The sequence below is a fragment of the Spirosoma agri genome, assembly GCF_010747415.1.
In the GTDB taxonomy this organism is placed as follows: domain Bacteria; phylum Bacteroidota; class Bacteroidia; order Cytophagales; family Spirosomataceae; genus Spirosoma; species Spirosoma agri.
Window position 1 is genome coordinate 1 of sequence record NZ_JAAGNZ010000002.1, and the last position, 22,836, is coordinate 22,836.

20 protein-coding genes are annotated in these 22,836 nt (G+C 49.6%); 2 read left to right on the plus strand and 18 right to left on the minus strand.

Features of this window, described 5'->3' with window-relative positions:
• Window positions 1-50: 50 nt before the first annotated feature.
• The 10 genes from GK091_RS16690 to ilvD form a co-directional block, all read right to left on the minus strand.
• A complete protein-coding gene (locus tag GK091_RS16690) occupies window positions 51-512 on the minus strand; it encodes a hypothetical protein (RefSeq protein WP_164040868.1) in 462 nt (153 codons plus the stop codon).
• A 119-nt stretch (window positions 513-631) separates the two neighbouring features.
• On the minus strand, window positions 632-1,771 hold the full coding sequence (locus tag GK091_RS16695) for a 2-isopropylmalate synthase (protein WP_164040870.1): 1,140 nt from the start codon (window positions 1,769-1,771) through the stop codon (window positions 632-634).
• Between the two features lie 260 nt (window positions 1,772-2,031).
• The gene (gene leuB, locus GK091_RS16700) at window positions 2,032-3,108 is read right to left on the minus strand and encodes a 3-isopropylmalate dehydrogenase (protein WP_164040872.1); all 1,077 of its coding nucleotides are present in this window, start codon (window positions 3,106-3,108) and stop codon (window positions 2,032-2,034) included.
• Between the two features lie 44 nt (window positions 3,109-3,152).
• Window positions 3,153-3,761, minus strand: a complete 609-nt coding sequence (leuD, locus tag GK091_RS16705) for a 3-isopropylmalate dehydratase small subunit (protein WP_164040874.1) — start codon at window positions 3,759-3,761, stop codon at window positions 3,153-3,155.
• A 12-nt stretch (window positions 3,762-3,773) separates the two neighbouring features.
• On the minus strand, window positions 3,774-5,177 hold the full coding sequence (gene leuC / locus GK091_RS16710) for a 3-isopropylmalate dehydratase large subunit (protein ID WP_164040876.1): 1,404 nt from the start codon (window positions 5,175-5,177) through the stop codon (window positions 3,774-3,776).
• Window positions 5,178-5,182: 5 nt separating this feature from the next.
• The gene (gene ilvA / locus GK091_RS16715; RefSeq protein WP_394351881.1) at window positions 5,183-6,454 is read right to left on the minus strand and encodes a threonine ammonia-lyase; all 1,272 of its coding nucleotides are present in this window, start codon (window positions 6,452-6,454) and stop codon (window positions 5,183-5,185) included.
• Between the two features lie 76 nt (window positions 6,455-6,530).
• Entirely contained in the window at window positions 6,531-7,574 is a 1,044-nt protein-coding gene (gene ilvC / locus GK091_RS16720) for a ketol-acid reductoisomerase (RefSeq protein WP_164040880.1), read from the minus strand.
• 43 nt (window positions 7,575-7,617) lie between these two features.
• Window positions 7,618-8,151 carry an acetolactate synthase small subunit gene (gene ilvN, locus GK091_RS16725; RefSeq protein WP_164040882.1) on the minus strand — a complete coding sequence of 178 codons (534 nt, stop codon included), beginning with the start codon at window positions 8,149-8,151 and terminating at the stop codon, window positions 7,618-7,620.
• Between the two features lie 36 nt (window positions 8,152-8,187).
• The gene (gene ilvB, locus GK091_RS16730; RefSeq protein WP_164040885.1) at window positions 8,188-9,948 is read right to left on the minus strand and encodes a biosynthetic-type acetolactate synthase large subunit; all 1,761 of its coding nucleotides are present in this window, start codon (window positions 9,946-9,948) and stop codon (window positions 8,188-8,190) included.
• 86 nt (window positions 9,949-10,034) lie between these two features.
• Window positions 10,035-11,735 (minus strand): dihydroxy-acid dehydratase, encoded by a 1,701-nt coding sequence (gene ilvD, locus GK091_RS16735; protein WP_164040887.1) that lies wholly within the window; start codon window positions 11,733-11,735, stop codon window positions 10,035-10,037.
• A 125-nt stretch (window positions 11,736-11,860) separates the two neighbouring features.
• Here ilvD and murQ point away from each other — a divergent pair, with 125 nt between their 5' ends.
• Together murQ and GK091_RS16745 are read left to right on the plus strand one after the other, a co-directional pair.
• Complete coding sequence (murQ, locus tag GK091_RS16740; protein WP_164040889.1) at window positions 11,861-12,661, plus strand: N-acetylmuramic acid 6-phosphate etherase; 801 nt, start codon at window positions 11,861-11,863, stop codon at window positions 12,659-12,661.
• Between the two features lie 94 nt (window positions 12,662-12,755).
• On the plus strand, window positions 12,756-13,313 hold the full coding sequence (locus GK091_RS16745) for a hypothetical protein (RefSeq protein ID WP_164040891.1): 558 nt from the start codon (window positions 12,756-12,758) through the stop codon (window positions 13,311-13,313).
• Window positions 13,314-13,320: 7 nt separating this feature from the next.
• Here the strand turns inward: GK091_RS16745 and GK091_RS16750 are convergent, their stop codons facing one another.
• From GK091_RS16750 to GK091_RS16785, 8 genes are all read right to left on the minus strand, one after another.
• Window positions 13,321-14,523 (minus strand): AGE family epimerase/isomerase, encoded by a 1,203-nt coding sequence (locus tag GK091_RS16750; RefSeq protein WP_164040894.1) that lies wholly within the window; start codon window positions 14,521-14,523, stop codon window positions 13,321-13,323.
• A gap of 98 nt (window positions 14,524-14,621) precedes the next feature.
• Window positions 14,622-17,111 (minus strand): endopeptidase La, encoded by a 2,490-nt coding sequence (gene lon / locus GK091_RS16755; RefSeq protein ID WP_164040896.1) that lies wholly within the window; start codon window positions 17,109-17,111, stop codon window positions 14,622-14,624.
• Window positions 17,112-17,295: 184 nt separating this feature from the next.
• Window positions 17,296-17,808 carry a DUF6702 family protein gene (locus tag GK091_RS16760; protein WP_246202303.1) on the minus strand — a complete coding sequence of 171 codons (513 nt, stop codon included), beginning with the start codon at window positions 17,806-17,808 and terminating at the stop codon, window positions 17,296-17,298.
• A gap of 30 nt (window positions 17,809-17,838) precedes the next feature.
• Window positions 17,839-19,155: an RIP metalloprotease RseP gene (gene rseP, locus GK091_RS16765; protein WP_164040898.1), complete on the minus strand. Its 1,317-nt coding sequence runs from the start codon at window positions 19,153-19,155 to the stop codon at window positions 17,839-17,841.
• A gap of 165 nt (window positions 19,156-19,320) precedes the next feature.
• On the minus strand, window positions 19,321-20,493 hold the full coding sequence (locus GK091_RS16770; RefSeq protein WP_164040900.1) for a 1-deoxy-D-xylulose-5-phosphate reductoisomerase: 1,173 nt from the start codon (window positions 20,491-20,493) through the stop codon (window positions 19,321-19,323).
• Entirely contained in the window at window positions 20,486-20,884 is a 399-nt protein-coding gene (locus tag GK091_RS16775; protein ID WP_164040902.1) for a HepT-like ribonuclease domain-containing protein, read from the minus strand. Before GK091_RS16775 ends, GK091_RS16770 begins: the two co-directional genes overlap by 8 nt.
• 28 nt (window positions 20,885-20,912) lie before the next feature.
• Entirely contained in the window at window positions 20,913-21,224 is a 312-nt protein-coding gene (locus tag GK091_RS16780; protein WP_164040904.1) for a nucleotidyltransferase family protein, read from the minus strand.
• Window positions 21,225-21,227: 3 nt separating this feature from the next.
• On the minus strand, window positions 21,228-22,730 hold the full coding sequence (locus GK091_RS16785) for a GH3 auxin-responsive promoter family protein (RefSeq protein WP_164040907.1): 1,503 nt from the start codon (window positions 22,728-22,730) through the stop codon (window positions 21,228-21,230).
• Between the last annotated feature and the right edge of the window lie 106 nt (window positions 22,731-22,836).

Here is a 22,836-nt window from a genome sequence, read left to right on the forward strand (position 1 = left end):
CATTTTACATTTACTTGTAAGATAATTCATATCGAACCAAAAGCCTCTGATTAGGATAACACCAATTCATCAAAGGTTGGTAACGTGATTTTTTGCAGCAATTGGTCTTCCAGTAAGTCTGCCCAAGTCCGCATGTAAGCAACAACGTCATCGCGAACATTGTGCTTCAGATGCCTTTTCTCAAGCGGAAAATGAAGCAAAACTTGTCTATCGTCAAGTTTTTCGAGATGTTTCAGATCTTCAAGCGTTAAACCTGCACTTAACATCTCATTTATGATGACATCAATTGGCATCTGGCTCGTCGAACAATAATCTTCAGCCTGCTCATTCCAGTCACCATGTCGTTGCATGGCATACCTGTGGATCTGATCTTTAGAGAGTTTGGTTAGCTCCTGCGCAAGATTACCGCAGTTACAGCCTCCCATATGGCCCCACTGGTAATGTGCACCGTTTTTAAGATTAGCTGCCGTTCTTCGCAGCGCATCAATTAATTCAGGAGTTGGACGTGCCATTACTACGCTTAGTTGATTAATGAATAAGTAAGTTACTCTATTTTAACGGAGAACAGACTGTTTCTGGCTTTTGTTCGCCTTTGCCTATTGAAAAAGCCCACCGATTGGCAGGCTTTACTTTATCGAACTAATTCCATTAAATCCTTATCATTCACTTCTTTTCGAATATCGGCCATATCCAGAAAGCGTGTATAAATGCCATCCAGCGTTGGTTTGTCATACCGGTAACCTAGCAACTCAAGTCGGTGTTTCAATGCGTGGCGGCCACTGCGAGCTGTGAGGACAATAGATGATTTGGGTACGCCAACGTCATGAGGATTCATAATCTCATAATTCTCCGAGTGCTTTAGAAAACCGTCCTGATGAATACCCGATGAGTGGGCAAAAGCATTGCGGCCAACGATGGCTTTATTAGCTTGTACTGGCATCCGCATCATTTGCGACACGAGATTGCTGACGGGAAACAACCGTGTGGAGTCAATGTTCGTATGTAAACCCAACTCTTTTTTGATCTTCAACGCCATGACCACCTCTTCAAGTGATGTATTTCCGGCTCGTTCGCCAATACCATTCATAGTGACTTCAACCTGCCGCGCTCCGTTCATAACGCCGGCCAAGGTGTTAGCTGTGGCCAAGCCCAGATCATTGTGGCAGTGAATCGATATGACAGCCTTATGTACATTTGTTACATGCTCGTAGATGTAAGCAATCTTTTTACCATACTCATCCGGTAAGCAATAGCCCGTTGTATCCGGAATATTGACAACGGTGGCACCCGCATTGATCACCGCTTCGGTGAGTTGGGCGAGGAAGGCCAGATCAGCCCGCCCTGCATCTTCAGCATAAAATTCAACGTCTTCGACGTAGGTTTTTGCATGCTTTACCGCTGCGATAGCCTGTTCCAGAATCTTCTCACGCGTGCTGCCAAATTTATTCCGGATGTGAATATCTGATGAGCCAATCCCTGTATGAATCCGGCCGCGTTTCGCCCACTTTAATGCTTCGCCAGCCGCATCGATATCGCCTTTAACGGCGCGGCTAAGGGCACAGATTGTGGGTTCAGTAACTGATTTCGAAATTTCGACCACCGATTTGAAGTCACCGGGGCTGGATATCGGAAAACCCGCTTCAATGACATCAACGCCCATACGCTCTAGCTCTTTAGCTACCACAATTTTCTCGTCGGTAGTCAACTGGCAGCCCGGCACCTGTTCGCCGTCGCGCAGAGTAGTATCGAAAATATAAACTCGTTGGCTCATACCCGGTATTGATTGTACAGTTAGTGATTCATTGGTTGAAAAAAAGCAAGCCCTTCCTGATTGAGAAAGGGCTTGCTTTGCATGGAATATCCTTCTCCGTTTATAGAACGTTTAATTTTTGCAGTCGATCGATCAAACAAAAGAAGGGCATAGTTTCCTGCGAAATTTCGCTGATTGCGTAAATACGCTACAAAAGTAGCTCTTTTTGTAAAACCTGCAAGCAAGATATCGAAATTTTAATAAGGCTGGCTATCTAAAAATCAGCCTTTTAATTGCCTTAGTATTTCGTCACCCATTTGTTGTGTACCTAGGACATTTTCAGACGGAGTGCTCTTGTCTGCAATGTCGCGAGTACGGAAACCTGCCTTCAGTACTGCATCAACCGCACTCACTACTTCTTCAGCTTCCGTTTTCAGGCCAAATGAGATGTCGAGCATAAGCGCTACCGACAAAACGGATGCTAGTGGATTAGCGATACCTTTTCCTGTAATATCGTGAGCCGAGCCATGAATTGGTTCATACAATCCCGTTGTGTCGCCAACAGAAGCAGAAGCCAGCATACCCATCGAACCCGCGATCTGACTGGCTTCGTCGGTTAAGATATCCCCGAACAGATTTCCTGTCAGAACAACGTCAAAGCGTTTGGGATCCTTGATTAGAAGCATGGCAGCTGCATCGATGAACTGATGTTCCACTTCAACTTCGGGGTAACGGGGGGCAATTTCCTGAACGACTTCCCGCCATAGCCGCGACGATTCAAGTACGTTCGCTTTGTCAACGGAGCATAACTTTTTACGCCGGGTCATCGCTGCGTCGAATGCTTTGACAGCGATACGTTCTATCTCGTACCGGCTGTAAATCATAGTATCGTAGGCCGTATTCCGATCGTCACTCCGCCCTTTCTCACCAAAGTAAACGTCGCCGGTGAGTTCACGGAAAAACAAAATATCCGCTCCCTGTAAAATTTCGGCTTTGATACTCGATGCACTTAGAAGTTCATCAAATAACTTGATTGGTCGTAAGTTTGCATAGAGACCCAAAGCCTTGCGAATGCCTAAAAGCCCCTGTTCAGGTCGTACTTTGGCCGAAGGGTCGTTATCGTATTTAGGATGGCCTACCGCTCCGAAAAGAATGGCATCCGATGCCTTCGATTTGGTAACGGTTTCGTCGGGTAATGGATTTCCGGTTGCTTCGATGGCCGCGTGGCCGATCAGAGCCGTATCGAACGTGAACTCGTGATTATATTTATCCGCAATCAGTTCAAGAACCTGTTTGCCAACAGCGGTAACCTCCTGGCCAATGCCGTCTCCGGCAATAACGATAATGTGTTTCTTCATTGTTAACTAAAGGAACGAGCGATCTATAACTAATCGCTGCCTCACTAATTTGAATGGGCTAGGTCAAACTGTTTAATCTCGTTCTGAAGGCTCAGCAGATAATCAATGTCATCGTAACCATTCAGAAGGCATGTTTTCTTATAGGTGTTGATCTCAAACGATTCGTGTTCGCCCGTTTCAAGGGATATCGTCTGGGAAGGCAGATCGATCGTGATCAGCAGATCGGGATTACTATCCAGCGCCGTAAACAACGTGTTGAGAAATTCATCAGATACCTGAACGGGTAGCACGAAGGTATTTAACGCATTATTCCGGAAGATATCGGCGAAGAAGCTCGATACAACGGCTTTAAACCCAAAATCGTGAATGGCCCACGCTGCGTGTTCGCGGCTGCTACCCATACCAAAATTCCGACCGGCTACCAGAATCTGCGCACTGTGTTCACCTTCGTAATGACGCGGATCATTCAAAACGAAGTCCGATTTTTTGGTGCCATCTGGGTTGTAAGCCCAGTCGCGAAAGAGATTCTCACCGAAACCTTCGCGGGTAGTTGCTTTTAGAAAACGCGCCGGAATAATTTGATCTGTATCAATATTTTCGATCTGTAGCGGAACGGCTTTCGTCGTGAGGGTATGAAACGTTTCTTTGCTCATTATCTTATCTAGTTACACCAGTTCCCGAACGTCTGTTACGCGCCCCATTACAGCTGCTGCGGCAGCCATGATCGGACTGGCCAGAAAGGTGCGGGCTCCCGGTCCCTGGCGACCTTCGAAGTTGCGGTTCGATGTGCTGATGCAGTATTTACCGGCAGGAATTTTATCTTCATTCATACCCAGGCAGGCCGAGCAACCCGGCTCCCGGAGTTCAAACCCAGCGGCTTCGAACACCGCGACCAATCCCTCGGCCTTCGCCTGATTAGAGACCTGAACCGAGCCCGGAACAATCCAAACCTCAACCCCATCGGCCTTCTGTTTGCCTTTGACAAAGTCGGCGACAGCGCGCAGGTCTTCGATACGGGCATTGGTACACGAGCCGATGAATACGTAATCGACGTGCTTGTTGAGTAGCTCCATACCGGGTTCTAACCCCATATAGGCCAATGATTTTGTATACGATACCAGTTCCTGCGCCGGAATTTCGCTCAGGTTCGGAATGTGTTCGCCAATGCCAATGCCCATACCCGGATTTGTACCGTAGGTAATCATTGGCTGAATGTCTTCGGCTTGATACACCAGTTCACGGTCGAAAACAGCACCGTCGTCGGTTTTAAGGGCACGCCATTGGGAAACGGCCTGCTCAAATGCATCGCCCTGCGGAGCGAACTTACGACCACGGATATAGTCAAACGTTACGTCGTCGGGCGCGATCAGGCCACCGCGGGCACCCATCTCGATGCTCATGTTGCAGATCGTCATTCGGGCTTCCATCGATAAGCCACGGATCGTATCACCCGCGTATTCGACGAAATAGCCGGTAGCGCCACTAGCTGAGATTTTCGAGATGATGTATAGAATAATGTCTTTCGAAGTCACTCCTTTTGTCAACTGACCGTTGATGCTGATCCGCATCCGTTTGGGCCTGTTTTGCAGGATACACTGTGTGGCCAGTACCTGTTCCACCTCGCTCGTTCCGATACCGAAAGCAACATTACCAAAGGCTCCGTGCGTGCTTGTATGACTGTCACCACAAACGATGGTCATACCGGGCAAGGTCAGGCCCAGCTCCGGGCCGATAATGTGAACGATACCCTGAAAGGGATGACCCAGATCATAAAGTTCTACACCGAATTCGTCGCAGTTTTTACGTAGCGTCTCGACCTGATGCCGGGAGAGTGCTTCCCGAATGGGCAGATGCTGATCTTTGGTCGGTACGTTATGATCGGCGGTGGCCGTAGTACGGGACGTGTTAAAGACGCCAATACCGCGTTTACGGAGTCCGTCGAAAGCCTGTGGACTGGTTACTTCGTGGATAAAATGGCGATCAATAAACACAGCATCCGGATGACCCTCGGCGCTTTTTACAACGTGGGCATCCCAGATTTTATCAAAAAGAGTGTTTGGCTGGTTCATAACTATCAAATCAAAAACTCAAACAAATCGGGCTTGTCGTTGAGGTACTCAAATTGAATTTTGGCTTCGTGCATTCGGGCTAGCAACGGTTCGAAATCTGCTCTGGACTTCAGTTCCAGGCCAACGAGTGCAGGACCCCGTTCGCGGTTCGTCTTTTTCGAATACTCGAACAGCGTAATGTCATCATTGGGGCCGAGAACGCCGGAGAGGAACTCCCGCATGGCACCCGCCCGCTGTGGAAACCGGATAATGAAGTAGTGTTTTAGCCCTTCGTAGAGCAGAGATCGCTCTTTGATTTCTTCGGTACGGGTAATGTCATTATTGCCACCGCTGACCAGACAAACCACGTTCTTCCCTTTTATTTCATCTTTCAGCAGATCCAGCGCGGCAATGGTAAGGGCTCCCGCGGGTTCGGCGACAATGGCATCTTCGTCGTAGAGTTTGAGGATTGTCGTGCAGACTTTTCCCTCCGGAACCAGGACAACGCGATCAAGGTATTTCTGGCAAACTTCGAAGGTCGTTTCACCAACGCGTTTAACGGCCGCTCCATCGACAAATTTATCGATCTCATCGAGTGTAACAACACGCCCTTCGTCAATGGATACTTTCATGGATGGCGATCCGAGCGGCTCCACACCGATAAGTTTCGTCTTCGGGCTCAGCTGCTTGAAAACCGTCGAAACACCCGAGGCCAAGCCACCCCCGCCAATCGCCATCAGCAGGTAATCGATCTTGAAATTCGAGTCTTTAAAAATCTCCAGCCCAACGGTGCCCTGCCCTTCAATGACCTGCAAGTCATCGAATGGGTGAACTAACGTGCAATCGTGGGTATTCACGTACTCAATGGCAGCCGAATAGGCATCGTCGAAGGTGTCGCCTATCAACACGACTTCTACAAATTCCTTACCAAACAGTTTGACTTGTTTTACTTTCTGATTTGGTGTGGTCGTTGGCATGAAAATCGTGCCCTGAACGCCCATTTTACGGCAGGCATACGCCACGCCCTGGGCATGGTTCCCGGCACTGGCACAGACAACCCCTTTCGTCAGCGCTTCGGCAGGAAGGCTGGCCATTTTATTGTAGGCACCCCGTAGCTTATACGACCGGACAACCTGCAAATCTTCGCGTTTCAGGAAAATAGTAGCGCCGTAGCGATCGGACAGATTAAGATTCTCCTGAAGTGGCGTGTGCGTGGCTACATTCCGAAGCCGTTCAGCCGCCAGATAGATATTATCGAGGTCGGGAAATGTTAGTTTCTTGTCTGCTTCGACTACCATGCTCATCTTGTAAAATTAGGCAAACTATAGGACAGGAACACGGATCATCGAACGATGGATCCGTGTTCCTCCGTGATTAACTACGCTCCGGGCGTAATGACCGTACGGCTTTGCCCGCCTGCCACATTTCTGAATCACGCAGTTCAGCTAGTTCCACTTCGAGTTTTTCCCGGTAGTCTGGTTGCGAGTTACGCGTGATGCTGATTTCCGCCTGTTCCTGCGACTTAACCGAGTTGTACAACTGTTCGAATACGGGTTTGGTAGCATCATGGAAAGGTTTCCACCAATCGAGCGCACCACGCTGAGCGGTGGTTGAGCAGTTGGCGTACATCCAGTCCATACCGTTTTCAGCAACCAGTGGCATCAGCGACTGCGTCAGCTCTTCAACCGTTTCGTTAAACGCTTCGGACGGGCTGTGACCGTTAGCGCGCAGCACTTCATACTGAGCGGCAAAAATACCCTGAATAGCTCCCATCAACGTACCGCGTTCGCCGGTCAGATCGGAGGTTACTTCCTTGTAGAAATCGGTTTCGAACAGATAGCCGGAGCCAACACCAATGCCCATCGCGATCGCTTTGGTACGTGCCTGACCCGTTGCATCCTGATAAATGGCAAAGCTGGAGTTCAGCCCTTTACCTTCTACGAATAAGCGACGGAGCGACGTACCTGATCCTTTCGGAGCAACCAGGAACACGTCAACATCAGCGGGAGGAACAATACCTGTTTTCTCTTTATAGGTAACGCCAAAGCCGTGTGAGAAGTACAGTGACTTGCCAGGCTTCAGGGCTGCTTTCACAGTTGGCCAAAGTTCAATTTGAGCTGCATCGGAAAGCAGGAAGCAAATGATCGTACCTTTTTCGAGCGCTTCTTCGATCTCGAAGAGCGTTTCGCCCGGTACCCAGCCATCGGCCACGGCTTTGTCATACGTTTTGCCTTTGCGCTGTCCAACGATCACGTTAAAACCGTTGTCACGCATGTTCAGCGACTGGCCCGGACCCTGTACACCGTAACCGATAACAGCGATCGTTTCATTTGCCAGCACTTCGCGGGCTTTCTCCAGCGGGAACTCTTCCCGTGTAACAACTTGCTCCTCAACTCCTCCGAAATTAATCGTTGCCATGTTTAATTGGTTTTGGTACTCGTATTTGGGGGTTAAAAAAAAGTTACAGATAATAGGCCCATTCGGCTTCGGGCAGGTATTCGACCAGTCCTTTTTCCGTTTTGCCAACGGCGACGCGACCGGATCGGACGAATTCCAGAATCTCGTATTGGTTGATGTAGGTAAAAAAGTCTACGATCTCCGTGTCATTCCCGGTTTTCTCGATCACCACATAGTCAAGGCCCCAGTAAACGACCCACGCTTTATGCTCTTTATTGATGGTCTCAACGTCCAGCGGTTTGCTGCCCAATGGCGTTGATACTTTGAACAGCGCAATTTCGTTGTAGACGATCTCGTCGTTGAGGTAGCCGAACACCGCCATCACTTCAACGATCTTACGAATCTGACGAACGAGCTTCTCAACTTCTTCCCGCGACTCATGTTTGATGACAATCGTAAAGCGGGAAACACCTTTTCGTTCCGTTTCCGAAACGGTAAGGCTCTCGATATTAATGCGTCGGCGCGTGAAAATAATCGTGATGCGGTTCAGCAGCCCGATGGTATTTTCGGTGAATATGCAAATGGTGTAATCTGTCATATCTCTTGGTGTCTCGTTGGTAAGCCCGACACACGTTTATTTCAATCGTATCTGCGAAACACTGGCTCCGGCAGGAACCATCGGGAATACGTTTTCTTCTTTCTCGACAATAACTTCGAGCAGGAACGGACCATCGTGATTCAGCATCGTATCCAGCGCATCCGACAGATTTTCGCGCTCGTCGCAGGTCTGGCCACTCATGCCGAATCCTCGTGCAATCGTAATGAAGTCCGGGTTTTGCAGCTCAACGAATGAATACCGACGCTCGTGGAATAATTGCTGCCACTGACGAACCATACCCAGAAAGTTATTATTCAGAATGATCGCCTTAACGGGTTGTTTGTTCTGAACGATGGTGCCCAGTTCCTGTAACGTCATCTGGAAACAACCATCACCGATGATGGCGACAACCTGCCGATCGGGGGCACCAACCTGCGCGCCAAAGGCCGCCGGTAGCGCAAAGCCCATGGTGCCCATACCGCCCGACGTAACCAGGCTGTTAGGTTTACGAAACTGGTAATAACGCGAAGACATCATCTGGTGCTGACCAACATCGGTGACCAGAATCGCTTCACCCTTTGTCTTCTTGGAGAGCATATCGATTACCTCGCCCATCCGGATTTTGCCTTCGGTCGAGGTCAGGACAGGGACCGTGATGGCTTCGTTCTCGATTGCATCGTATTTTCTGAATTCGTTGCGCCATACGGTATGATCGTTGGGGTCAACAAGGGGTAGCAACGCTTTCAGTGCTTCTTTGGCATCACCAACGACGGGTGCATCGGCGCGAATAATTTTGTCGATTTCGGATGGGTCGATCTCGATATGAACGACTTTAGCCTGCTTGATGTACTTGCTGGCATCCCCCGTCACGCGGTCGTCGAACCGCATACCGATCGCAATGATCACGTCGGCATTATCGGTCATCACGTTAGAGCCATAATTGCCATGCATGCCTAACCAGCCAACATACAGCGGGTGATCCGTTGAAATTGTCGACTGACCCAGTAATGTTGTCGCGACCGGAATGCCTGTTTTTTCGGCAAACGCAATCAACTCACTCTCCGCTTTAGCAATCTGCACCCCGTGGCCTACGAAGATATAAGGCCGTTTCGCACTGTTTATCAGCCGGGCAGCGGCTTCAACCTGTTCCTGCTTCGGAATCCGGCGTGGCCGATAGCTGACCATGCTTCGGCAGCGTTCATACACAAACGGTTTGGTCATGAGTTCCAGCTGAGCGCTTTTCGTTATATCGATCAGCACCGGTCCCGGCCGACCCGACTGCGCAATGTAGAAGGCTTTCGACAGTATTTCGGGCACCTCATCGGCATCCGTTATCTGGTAATTCCATTTTGTAATCGGCATGGTCACGCCCATGACATCGGCTTCCTGGAAAGCGTCGGTACCCAGCAACTTCTTGGCCACCTGACCGACGATACAAACCATTGGTGTCGAATCGATTAGCGCATCAGCAATTCCGGTAACCAGATTGGTTGCGCCGGGACCCGATGTGACCAGGCATACCCCCGCCCGACCCGTTACCCGAGCGTATCCTTCGGCGGCATGAGCTGCTCCCTGCTCGTGCCGTACCAAAATATGATTCAGTTGCTCTTGATAGTCATATAATGCATCGTAGACAGGCATAATAGCCCCGCCGGGATACCCGAAAATGGTATCGACACCTTCGGCAACGAGTGCTTTCATCAGGGCATGAGAGCCATTGATTAAGGTTGGAGCCGCAGGGGATGCTGACGGAGTTGTCTCGATAACGTCCGATGTAATACTGGCGATTGCTTCCATGACGTGTAGTCGTTTTAAGGTCGTTAGCTTGTTGGCTTACTAAATTGTGTGGCTTATCTAAGCAAGGGTAGACGAGCGAGCAGTGATTACGCTTCGTCGGTTACACAACCCTCGCTTGCTGATTTTACGTTCCGGATGTACTTGCCCAGTACGCCTTTCGTAAACGATGGAGCAGGTCGTTTCCACTCGCTTCTGCGTTGCGCCATCTCTTCGTCTGAAATGTGCAGCGTCAGTTCGCGGGTGGTTGCGTCGATGGTGATGCGGTCACCGTTGTGGACTAAGGCAATCGGGCCACCTTCGAAGGATTCGGGGGTAACGTGACCGACTACGAACCCGTGCGTGCCACCGGAGAAGCGACCATCCGTAATGAGGGCCACTTTATCACCCAGACCGGCCCCCATGATGGCTGAGGTTGGTTTCAGCATTTCGCTCATGCCCGGCCCACCTTTGGGACCAGCGTTGCGAATGACCACTACCTGACCCGGCAAGATTTCACCCTTCTGAAGCGCGTCGATTACTTCACCTTCGTGCTCGCATACCTTGGCCGTACCGTCAAATTGTAGCCCTTCTTTGCCCGTGATCTTAGCTACCGAGCCCGTAGGAGCAAGATTGCCGCGTAAGACCTGGATATGTCCGGTTTTCTTGATTGGGTTGCTTATGGGTCGTACAATCTGCTGCGTCTCAAAGTTCAGCGAAGGAATGTCGGCCAGGTTTTCGGCTACGGTTTTACCCGTAACGGTCATGCAATCGCCGTGGATCATTCCCTGCTCGTAGAGGTATTTCATCACGGCCGGAACACCGCCAATGGCCAGCATATCCTCCATGTAGTACTTACCACTGGGTTTCAGGTCGGCCAGGAACGGCACCCGGTCACTGATCGCCTGAATGTCATCGAGTGTCAATTGAATATCGACAGCGCGAGCAATAGCTAGATAGTGAAGAACGGCGTTGGTCGAGCCACCAAGAGCCATTACGATGGTAAATGCATTTTCAAGCGACTTGCGGGTGATCAGGTCTTTGGGAATGATGTTCCGCTCGAGCAGCACGCGCATGGCAGCGCCGATTTTTTTGCATTCCTCTTGCTTGCCTTCGTGCGTGGCCGGGTAGCTACTGCTGAATGGCAGGCTCAGGCCCATTGCTTCGATGCTACTGGCCATGGTATTGGCCGTATACATACCGCCACAGGCACCTGCACCGGGAATCGAATTTTTTATAACTCCTTCGTAATCTTCGTCGGAGATATTGTTCGCGTACTTTTTGCCGAGTGCTTCGAAAGCCGAAACAATATCTAATTTTTGTCCTTTATAGTGGCCCGAACGGATCGTACCGCCGTAAACCATGATACCGGGCCGATCGAGACGAGCCATCGCCATAATGGCACCGGGCATATTTTTGTCACAACCGACCACGGTTACAACGCCATCGTACCACTGCGCTGCTACAACTGACTCAATTGAATCAGCAATGAGGTCACGGCTGGGCAGCGAATACCGCATCCCGTCGTTGCCATTGGTCATCCCGTCCGATACGCCAATGGTGTTAAAAATCAATCCTACCAAACCACTCGCCTGAATGCCCTGCTTCACGTACACGGAAAGCCCGTTGAGGTGCATATTGCAAGTGTTTCCTTCATAGCCCGTGCTGGCAATGCCAATCTGGGGCTTCTGCATATCGTCTTCGCTCAATCCAACGCCATAAAGCATGGCTTTTGCAGCTGGATTACTAATCTCCTGCGTTAGCGTGCGACTGAAACGATTTAGTTTGGTGGTCTGTGGTTCGGCGATCATCTTAAACAATTAGCGAAATTTCGCTGACAGTGTAATAACGCTGTAAATTAAGATGAAGTTTTTCTGAAAGGCAAGAAAAAACGGATTATTTGTCCGTTAAAATGATGACTGATTACTTTTGAGTTATGATAACAGAAACCACGTCGCATTACGACCATTTAGAGCAGATGTCAGTCCATGACTTGCTGACTACTATTAATAACGAAGACAAGACTGTACCTCTGGCCGTCGAAAAAGCTATTCCTCAAATTGACGCATTGGTTACGGAAATTGTGAAACGAATGAAACAGGGCGGTCGCCTTATCTACATAGGAGCGGGCACCAGCGGGCGTTTGGGCGTGGTCGATGCGTCGGAGTGTCCGCCCACGTACGGGGTGCCGCATGATCTGGTGATTGGGTTGATGGCCGGGGGCGATGGGGCCATTCGGAAGGCGGTTGAATTTGCCGAAGATGACGCCGAACAGGCTTGGGTAGACATAGCTCCCTATCATCCGGATGAACACGATACGGTAATCGGCATTGCCGCTTCCGGCCGGACACCGTATGTGATTGGCGGGTTGAATCAGGCGCGGTCAGCTGGGCTTTTAACCGGGTGCGTTGTTTGTAATCCGGGTTCCGCCGTGGCGCAGGCCGCTGAATTTCCTGTTGAAGTAGTTACGGGCCCCGAATTCGTTACGGGCAGCACGCGTATGAAGGCCGGCACCGCTCAGAAACTTGTGCTGAATATGATTTCAACGGCTGTCATGATTCAGCTGGGTCGAGTGAAGGGCAACAAAATGGTCGATATGCAATTGACGAATATTAAGTTACAGGATCGGGCGGCTAAAATGGTCATGAGCGAAATCGGCGTCAGCCGGGAAGTGGCAGAGGAATTGCTGACGAAGTATGGCAACGTGCGGGGGGCAATCGATAATTTCAACGGTTGAATACGAGCGCCGGCTATGCACTTAAAAAAGTTGCATTTCCGTACAATATCTGGCCACAAATAACGACTACCTGTTTGGACATGGTTAGAGAACGATGAGGAAACAGGTGCTGCTGGTGGGGCGAAACCCCGTTGTTCTGTCAAAATTGGCGGATGCGTTAACGAACGAGGGGTTACTGGTTCAGACAACCAGTTTCGTCGAACAGGCCAGTCGAAATTTTAACGCGGCTAAATTTGATCTGGTCGCTTTCGGACGGGGCGTTGATGCGGTGACAAACCGGCAGCTTCGAGCCGACTTCAGGGCCCAAAATCCTGGTATTTTGTTTGTCGACGGCCTTGCACCAGTAATCCCTTTATTGACTCGGCAAATAAGCCTTGCCTTATCTGTATCTGTTTCGGAGGAAAATGTACTGACGGAGTTCGGCTTTCAACAGCCTGAGATTCTGGTTTCTGTGTCAACGTCCTGCCAGTTAAAAATCGATCTATACCAACTGGACGAAATTCATACTACGACGCAGCGGACACTGGTTGCTGAATCAGTTGGAGCGGGTACTCATTTGTTCGTCGCCGATCGTATGTCCATTAACGAAGGTACCATCCATTTTCTCACGGCTGAAGTTGATAACCGGGAGTTAGTCGTAATCACATTGTAACCTCGGATCAACTGACGCGTGTAGGGCGTCCGACAGGCTGTAGCTGGGCACATTTGGTCAGTGTCTGGGCCGTTTCGGCAAGGCATCGAATCAGCGAAAAGCAACCGATGGGGGCAATGGCTTTGGCATCAAGCAGTGGTTGATTGTCCTGGCCGATGGCAAGATGCCACCCCGTATGTTTCAGATCCGGAAAATGCTGAAAGGTGAAATCGTGAATGCGTTTTACCCACCTCGGGCATTCGGGGTGGCGCGTCTGGAAATAGCTTTTTGTCAGCGCCGAAATCGCTTCAAGCTGCACCCAGGCCCACTTCTGAGTTCCGTCCGGAAAAATGGAGGGCTGGTTCTTCATATCGGCATACTGATTGAGCCCCTGCGTCAGGTCATTCCAGGCAATGTCGCACAGGCGAATGCACCATGTGGTAACCTGCATCGCTAACTTACGATTCCCTGATTCAGCGCAGAAGTCAAGTAAAAAGCCAGCCGTCCGAAAGATAAGGCCAACATCTAGGCGTCGGCCTTCGGGGGTATTGATGAAGGAGCCTTCAGATAAAATATGTTCACGCAGCGTATCTGTACGGCGGTCTAGGAACTCACGCAGCAATGTGTGAAGAATGCGTTCTACATTCTCTTTCCACGTTTCTTCATCCAATAAGGGCTGTATGTCCAGCAACGCCTTCAGCAGCAATGCGGGTTCGCTAAGGTGCCTAAGCTGACGTAAGCCACCGACTGCCTGTGCCTGTTCGGCGTGCGTGTTTAACCAGTTCTGAAACAGGGTTGTCCACATCTGCCGGGCCAGCAGCGCCCATTCGTCGTTTCCGGTAGCGCGATGAAGCTGTGCATAAGCCATAACCAACGAACTGCCCGCGACTGTATTGGTTGACTGAGTAAGCGGGCGGCCCCGGCGATCGAGCTGATCGTAGTGAACTAGCTTGTCATCGTGGGCAAACTGACTCAGAAAAGAGGCCCCGTGCTGTGCGTGGGCAAACCAGGCCGGTTGACCGTCTAGTGTATTATACAACCAGGCAAAAGCCCAGGTTTGCTGAGCCTGTGACGTGACGCATTTGTCGCCTTCGATAACCAGACCCGTGGTTGTTAAATAATCAAAATACCCTCCGCATTGCTCGTCGCGACTGTTTTTGAGCCAGAACGGCACAACCTGTCGTAGCAGCGCTTGCTGGTAATCGGCGGAGAGTCTATTGAAATCGAGCACAGTGTAAAGATAAAAACGCGGCTCAAACGAATGTTACGATTTAAACAGATTCTCTGCTTGATCGATAAAATTCGTTTGAGCCGCGCTCTTATTTGTCCTTAATAAACGCGCTCTACTTCGCGCTGTTCCTTGTCTTCAGGCAGGATGAATTTCATCGGTTTGCCGACTTTACCGGGTAACAGCGCTATCTCAAGCACCTGATCGACAGTATCTGCGTAGTAGAATTTGAGATCTTTTATATAGGACGCATTGATTTCCTCGATGTCTTTCCTGTTTTTCGAGCAGAGAATTAACTCTTTAATCCCTGCCCGATTGGCCGCCAGGATTTTTTCCTTGATGCCGCCAACCGGTAACACTTTGCCCCGTAACGTAACCTCACCCGTCATGGCCAGATACGGCTTGACTTTACGCTGGGTATAAATGGAGGTCATGGACGTTAGCATCGTAATACCCGCCGAAGGGCCATCTTTGGGAACAGCACCCGCCGGAATGTGAATGTGCAGATCGTAATGGCTGAAGATCCGGTAGTCGATCCCTAAGTCGTCGGCATGTGCTTTCAGGTAGGAGAGGGCCGTTATAGCCGACTCTTTCATGACATCACCCAACTGCCCCGATAAGGTTAGAACTCCTTTCCCCCGGCTCAGACTCGACTCGATCAGCAGAATTTCACCGCCTACCTGTGTCCAAGCCAGTCCCGTTACGATACCGGCGATGTCGTCGTCGGCATAGAGTTCCTTATCGAAAATCTCGGCACCCAGCATTTTAGGTACGTCGACCGCCCGAATCGTATGATTGTATTCCTCTTCCATCGCAATGGATTTGGCTACTTTACGGACAAGCGCACCAATTTTCTGCTCCAGGTTCCGGACGCCTGATTCACGCGTATAGCCTTCAATGATGCGAAGTACCGCTTTATCGTCAAAGACCAGATCCTTCGGTTTCAAGCCGTGATCTTTACGCTGCTTGGGAATCAGGTATTTTTTGGCAATCTGGACTTTCTCTTCGACCGTATACCCCGCAATATCGATGATTTCCATCCGGTCGCGTAGGGCAGGATGAATGGTATCAAGCGAGTTGGCCGTAGCGATGAACAACACCCGCGACAGGTCAAATTCTGTTTCGAGGTAATTGTCCATGAACGTCGAATTCTGTTCCGGATCAAGCACTTCGAGCAAAGCTGATGAAGGATCACCTCGGAAATCGGAACTGACCTTATCGATCTCATCCAGAATGAAGACGGGATTTGATGTGCCGCACTTCCGGATATTCTGGATTACCTTACCCGGCATGGCCCCGATGTAGGTCTTGCGATGCCCCCGAATCTCGGCTTCGTCATGAACCCCACCCAATGCCATACGGCTGTATTTCCGTCCCAATGCTTTGGCCACCGATTTACCCAGGGAGGTCTTACCCACACCCGGAGGGCCGTAAAGGCAAAGGATCGGCGCTTTCATGTCGTTTTTTAGCTTTAGAACGGCCAGATACTCAATGATCCGCTCCTTCACTTTTTCGAGTCCAAAGTGGTCGGCGTCCAGAATTTTCTGGGCCCGCTTCAGATCGAAGTTGTCTTTGGTATACTCATTCCAGGGCAGGTCAACCATCAGCTCAACGTAATTCATAGTCACCGGGTACTCGGGTGCCATTGGATTGATCCGTTGCAGTTTGGTCAACTCCTTATCGAAATGGGTGCGTACTTCTTTCGGCCATTTTTTACGGTCGGCCTTTAAACGCAGCTCGTCGATTTCACGGTCCGGATTATCCATACCCAATTCGTCCTGCAAGACCTTCATTTGCTGGCGCAGGTAATAATCACGCTGCTGCTGGTCGAGATCTGACGACGCTTTGGACTGGATTTCGCGCTTGAGTTCGAGCAACTGCACTTCCCGAAGCATGTATTCGAGCAATAACGTTGCCTGCTGGCTCCCGTCAAGCGTTTCCAGCAGACGCTGCTTGTCGCCTACTTCCGCGTTGATATTCGAGGATAAAAAATGAAGCAGGAACGTCGGGCTCTCGATGTTGTCGAGTGCAATGCGCGCTTCCTGCGGTATTTCTGGGTTAAGACGAAGGATTTTGTAAGCCGAATCTTTAAGCGATTGCAATAAGGCTTTACCTTCCTTTTTGTTCACGTTCGGAAATGAATCTTCAATCTGGCGAACCTGCGCCGTCATGAAAGGTTCTTCCTGAAGAATCTGCTCAACTTCAAAGCGTTTTTTCCCCTGAATGATAATGGTGATATTACCATCGGGTAAGGTGATCATCTTGATAATGTAGGCTACCGTACCAAACCGATAGAGATCATCGGCGGTCGGTTCGTCTTTCTGCTGGTTCAGTTGAGCAACAACACCAATAATTCGATTACCCTTGTATGCTTTTTTTACCAGCCGAATCGACTTAGCCCTCCCCACGGTAACGGGAATGACCATACCTGGAAACAATACGGTATTGCGAACCGGCAGGATAGGCAGGTTCGGTGGTAATTCATAATCATCATCTAACCCTTCCGGCGATCCGAGCGGTACAATTTCTAGATTGTCCGAGTCGAAATCGGCCAGCAACAAACGGGTGGCTAATTCTTTTTCTGAAATCATATGTGAACTGTCAAATTGACAGCTTTCATTATATGGTAGGTGTCTTATTCGCGAGGAAAGACAAGGGTATGAGCTATTTGCAACAGTCATGCCACAGTGTTGACCCATGACGAGACGGCAGGTCACTAGGCTCTCCTGCAAAAGTAACTAAATAGGGGGCGGACTTTGACAATAAATTTATTATTCAGAACGAAACATCCTGAACGGGCTGACTTTTGCGAAAGACAAACGTTTTTTTCTGCCCCTGATATTGAATGTTGACCATATTTACCTGGTCATCGAACATATCCATCAACACGTTCTGTTTCAATAATCCACCCTTGAATGGCTCCGTATAGGGCATCTCCAGATATATCCAATGCGCATCAGCTTCTGTCTCATACCCCACATACTCAATTGGTTTGGTCTGCTTCTGGGTAGTTACGTACGAGAAATGAGCATGAATATATTTCTCTATGATTGAATTATTTTTATCGTGTGGCTGATTAGTGGTACCCGTCAAATGGACTTTGGTATTGGTTTCCTGAGAGAGAACTTTTTCAAAATCATCTGTGAAGATCCGGATGCTTATTTCGAACGTCCGTTCTTTAGGATTGTACTGCATTTGCGTAACGCTGGCATGGAAATCATGAAGCGTCGACTGAGAAATGGCAAGCGGCCGACTGCCAGACAGGCAACCGGCCACGAGTAAAAGCAATGGCGTTAAAAACCTAGGCGATTTCAATGCTTAAAAAACGGCTTTAAAGACATCATTGAAGATAGCGAAAGCCATCAGACCGAGCAAAATCACCATACCAACTTTCTGAGCGGCTTCCAAAAAACTGTCCGATGGCTTACGGCCAGAGATAATTTCATAGCCCAGAATAGTGGCATGACCACCATCAAGGGCGGGTATGGGTAACGCGTTCATGAAGGCCAATGCCATCGACAGCAAGCCCGTAACGGTCCAGAATCGATCCCAGACCCAGATGCCACCAAACAGATTTTGAGCGATACCGATCGGTCCACTCAGTGCTTTCGACGCGGATACCTCACCCCGGAAAATTTTGCCGAATCCTTTGATATTGTCGAATACAACCTGGAATGCCTTGTTCGTACCGATCGATAGTGCCTGACCGAATGTGTAGTCTTCGTGGGAGACGGGCAGCAAAAGTTCGGGGTAGAATCCGATCGTTCCTTCCGCTGTGGTATTCATATTGAGCGTGAGCGGCTGCCCGTTCCGGCTAATACCCAGCGCCAGCGATTTACCTTTCAGCGGTTTTACGACCTCCGTAAACTCGTGGTAGAACTTGATTGGTTTACCATTCGCACTCGTAATGAAGTCGCCTTTTTTAAGCCCTGCTTTCGTGGCAGGCTGACCCGGAACCAGTTCACCTACTTTAAAAGGCTCAATGGCCTCAATGAACTGCCCGGCGGCTTTCTTATCGGCTAACTTGTCGACGAAGTTATTCGGAATGAAAATGTCTTCCAGTTTCCCGTTCCGATCGACCGTATAGGAGCTGTTGTCACCCAGAAATACGTCCGAACTCCGGATCTCATTGAAGTCGGTAATGGGTTTGCCATTTACCTTAACGATCTTATCGCCCGTTTGTAGGCCAATGCTTTTGGCCAGATCATAGGCAACGATACCGTATTTCGCGTCTTTTGCCGCCAGATACGTATTTCCGTTCTTGTATGTCAGAATAACAAAGATCAGAATACCGACGATAACGTTCACGATAATGCCGCCGAGCATGACAATGAGTCGTTGCCAGGCCGGTTTCGCGCGAAACTCATAGGGCTTTGGTTCTGCATTGGTATGAGATGTATCGAGCGATTCGTCGATCATACCCGAAATTTTTACGAAGCCACCAAGTGGAATGGCACCGATACCATATTCGGTTTCGCCCCGTTTGATGCTCCATATTTTGGGTGGAAAGCCAATAAAATATTGCTCGACCCGCATGCCGAATGCTTTGGCGGCCAGCAGGTGACCTAACTCATGCAATCCTACCAAGATGGACAGACCCAGAATGAGCTGTCCGGCCATAACTAAAATTTCCATCTAATCTTGAACTGTAATTTCGCTGATTGATAAACTAGGGTACTAAAACGGGTCGCATCTCAAAAACACGGGTATCAAAAATACGACCAGAAACGACGTCACTAAGACCGGACTAGCCGATCCTGTGAATAAAAACGTTCGACTGTGTGGATACGGTACAAACACTCAAACTAAACTTTTAATTCGCTCCGAAGCTAATCGCCGAGCTTCATCGTCGGTCTGGACATAATCTTCATACGTCGGATTCTGAACAAAGGTTGCTTTCGCTAAACACGACTCGATAATTTCCGAAATTTCCAGAAAACTTACGTGATCATGCAGAAACGCATCGACGGCTACTTCATTGGCTGCGTTGATGATACAGGGGGCATTACCGCCCCGCTCCAGGGTAGTGAAAGCCAGTTGCAGGTTTCGAAACGTTTCCAGATCCGGTTTCTCAAACGTCAGCGTCGGATAATCCATAAAATTGAAACGCTGGAACGTAGATGGCAGCCGATTCGGGTAACCAAGGGCAAACTGAATTGGCAGCCGCATATCGGGCAGGCCCATCTGTGCTTTTAGGCTGCCGTCTTCAAACTGAACCAGCGAATGAATGATACTCTGCGGATGAACGATTACGTCGATCTGATCGGGCGTCAGTCCGAACAGCCATTTGGCTTCGATCACTTCCAGGCCTTTATTCATAAGCGTGGCCGAATCAATTGTGATTTTAGCCCCCATCGTCCAGTTCGGGTGTTTAAGCGCCTGTGCTTTGGTGACGGTCGACAGATACTCCCGCGACTTGCCCCGGAATGGCCCCCCCGAAGCGGTCAGAATGATTTTCTCGATCGGATTGTGGAACTCGCCAACCAGACACTGAAAAATGGCCGAATGCTCAGAATCGACCGGGTAAATGTTGACACCTTTCTGTGCCGCCAGTTGAGTGATCAGCTCACCCGCCACCACGAGCGTTTCCTTATTAGCCAGCGCGATCGACTTCCCGGCTTCAATGGCTTTGATGGTGGGCAACAAACCCGCGTACCCAACCATAGCCGTCAGGACCATATCAACCGTATCCATCTGGACCACCGACGCAATGGAGCTAGCCCCGGCATAGACTTTGATATCGAGCGGGTCGAGGGCCGCGAATACCTGCTCGTAGCGATCCTCGTTGCAGATCACAACGACGTTTGGTTTCAGATCGACGGCCTGCTGAATAAGCAGCTCGGCGTTGTTGTTCGTTGTCAATACCTCAACCTGAAATTTGTCGGGGTGTGCCTTGACCACCTCAATCGCCTGCGTGCCAATGGAGCCGGTCGAGCCAAGAATGGCGATATGGCGTTTTTTTGTGTCAGTCATGTAGTTTCTCGCGTAGGTATAAGATGTGCTTGTAGTAAGGAGATTCTAATACCGTTGCCAATAGGGTTTTCTCATAATCAACTTTGTCTACCATAGCCATAAGGGCCTCTTTCAGTACTGGCAGATTTTTGTTGATAACTTCGTATAGTAAATCATAGTCAATACCACGGTAATCATGCGCTAGAAAATTTCTCATACCAGCGATATTGCGCCAGGGAATTTGTTGGAACTCATTTTTCAGGCCAGCATCAAGCCGTTTTGATTCTTCGCCTATTGCCAGCAGCAGACCCCAGCTTGCATTGTAGTTCAGCTGATCATTAGCCCAGATAAATTCTTCTACCGTGTCAAACGGGCTACTGTACAAGAAAATCTTTTCTATACATTCCAGCATCGTGCATATGTATGAAAGATTCTTTGTGTTATACATAAATTACATCTTTCAGCATAGTATACTTGGTGAACGGATTCATGTATTGCTGATTGATCAGGTCTGGTTTACGGCGCATCTGCTTCTTGAGTAATCGCTGTAAACGATCCCTATCCACTAAAGACAAATGGTGACCATCTACTAGATTGTATACCAAGTCAATATCGCTCTTCTGGGTCTGTTCGTTCCGGGCAAAACTACCGAATAGCCCAATGCGGACAATACCAAACTCCTTGCGCAGTCGTTCACGATTAGCACTCAGCGTATTCAAAATAAATTCTTTGTCAACGGCTACAGCTTCCATCGCTTAAACGTTTTGGCCTATCTCCAGCAATCCTTCTGCAATTTTTCGGTCGTTGGCTAAGCGGGGGACTTTATTCTGACCACCTAATTTACCCTGCGATTTCATGTACCGCTGAAATGCCCCGCGCGGAAGGCTGTTCAATTTGAGCGGTTGCAAAATGGAGCCCGTGATCAGGTCGTCGTAATAGACGTTCAATCCGATCAATCGGTTATCAACATCACGGGCGAAAGCCGCCGGGTCGTTGGGGGGCGTCGCAAATTCGATAAACCATTCGTGATACGGTAACCCCTCTTTCGGGCTGACCATTGGAGCGACCGTGAATTCAACGACTTCCGTTTCGGGATGCAGCTGCATGGCATATTGTAATGCCTTCTCAACTTCTTCGCCGATGACGTGTTCGCCAAAAGCCGAAATAAAATGCTTGATCCGGCCCGTCACCACTAAGCGGTACGGCTCGCGCGAAACAAATTTAACCGTATCGCCGAGGGAGTAACCCCACAAGCCAGCGTTGTTGTTGATAATGACAGCGTAGTTTCGGCCCAATTCGACCTCGTCAATGGTCAGTCGGCGCGGGTTTTCGGTAAAGTAGTCGTCGGCAGCAATGAACTCAAAAAAGATGCCACTATCCAGAAGCATTAGCAAGCCTTCTTCGGTCTGCGAATCCTGAAACGCAATGAAGCCCTCCGAAGCCGGATAGGTTTCAATCGAGTCGATTCGCTTCCCGATGCTCTCGAACAGTTTGGCCCGATACGGCTCGAAGTTGACACCGCCGTAGACGAACAGCGAAAAATCGGGAAATACGTCCTTGATCGATTTGCCGGTTCGTTCCTGAATCCGGTCGAAGTACATCTGCACCCACGGTGGAATGCCCGATATCAGCGACATCGGCTGCGTCAACGTTTCGTCGATGATGCGTTCCAGCTTGGTTTCCCAATCGTCGATGACGTTGGTTTCGTAGCTGGGCAGTTGATTGCTGCGCAGATAAGCCGGAACGTGGTGGTTGACGATGCCCGACAGCCGCCCGATATTAATCCCTGCTTTCTGCGTGAGTTCAGGGCTGCCGGACAGGAAAATGAGCTTTTTGTCGAGAAAGGCGCTGTTGCCCGTTTCGTTGATGTAGTTCAGCAGGGCGTCGCGGGCCGAGTTGATATGGTTCGGGATGGATTCTTTGGTGATAGGAATGTATTTCGTGCCCGAGGTAGTGCCCGACGTCTTTGCAAAGTAAAGCGGCTTGCCTTTCCAGAGCACGTCCGAAGAGCCCGCTAAAATCTGTTCAATGTAGGGTTTGAGATCTTCGTAGTCGCGAATGGGAACGGCCTGTCGAAATTCGTCGACCGTCTGGATATCCCGGAAGTGATGGTTGAGGCCAAATACGGTGTTGCGGCCACCCTCCAACAGCTTCCGCAGCCAGCGCTGCTGCGCTTCGGCGGGTTGGTACATCCACGCTTGCTGTCGCTCTACGACCAATTTAGCCAGTGGCTTACTAACGACTGAACGAATTCCCATAATGACGCAAAGTTACGAAAACAGTTGGCAGTCTTCAGCAGCGAGTTTATAACGGTCAGCACGCCAAAAAATGGTATACGTAGTGCCGGTGACAAGCCCTGAACCA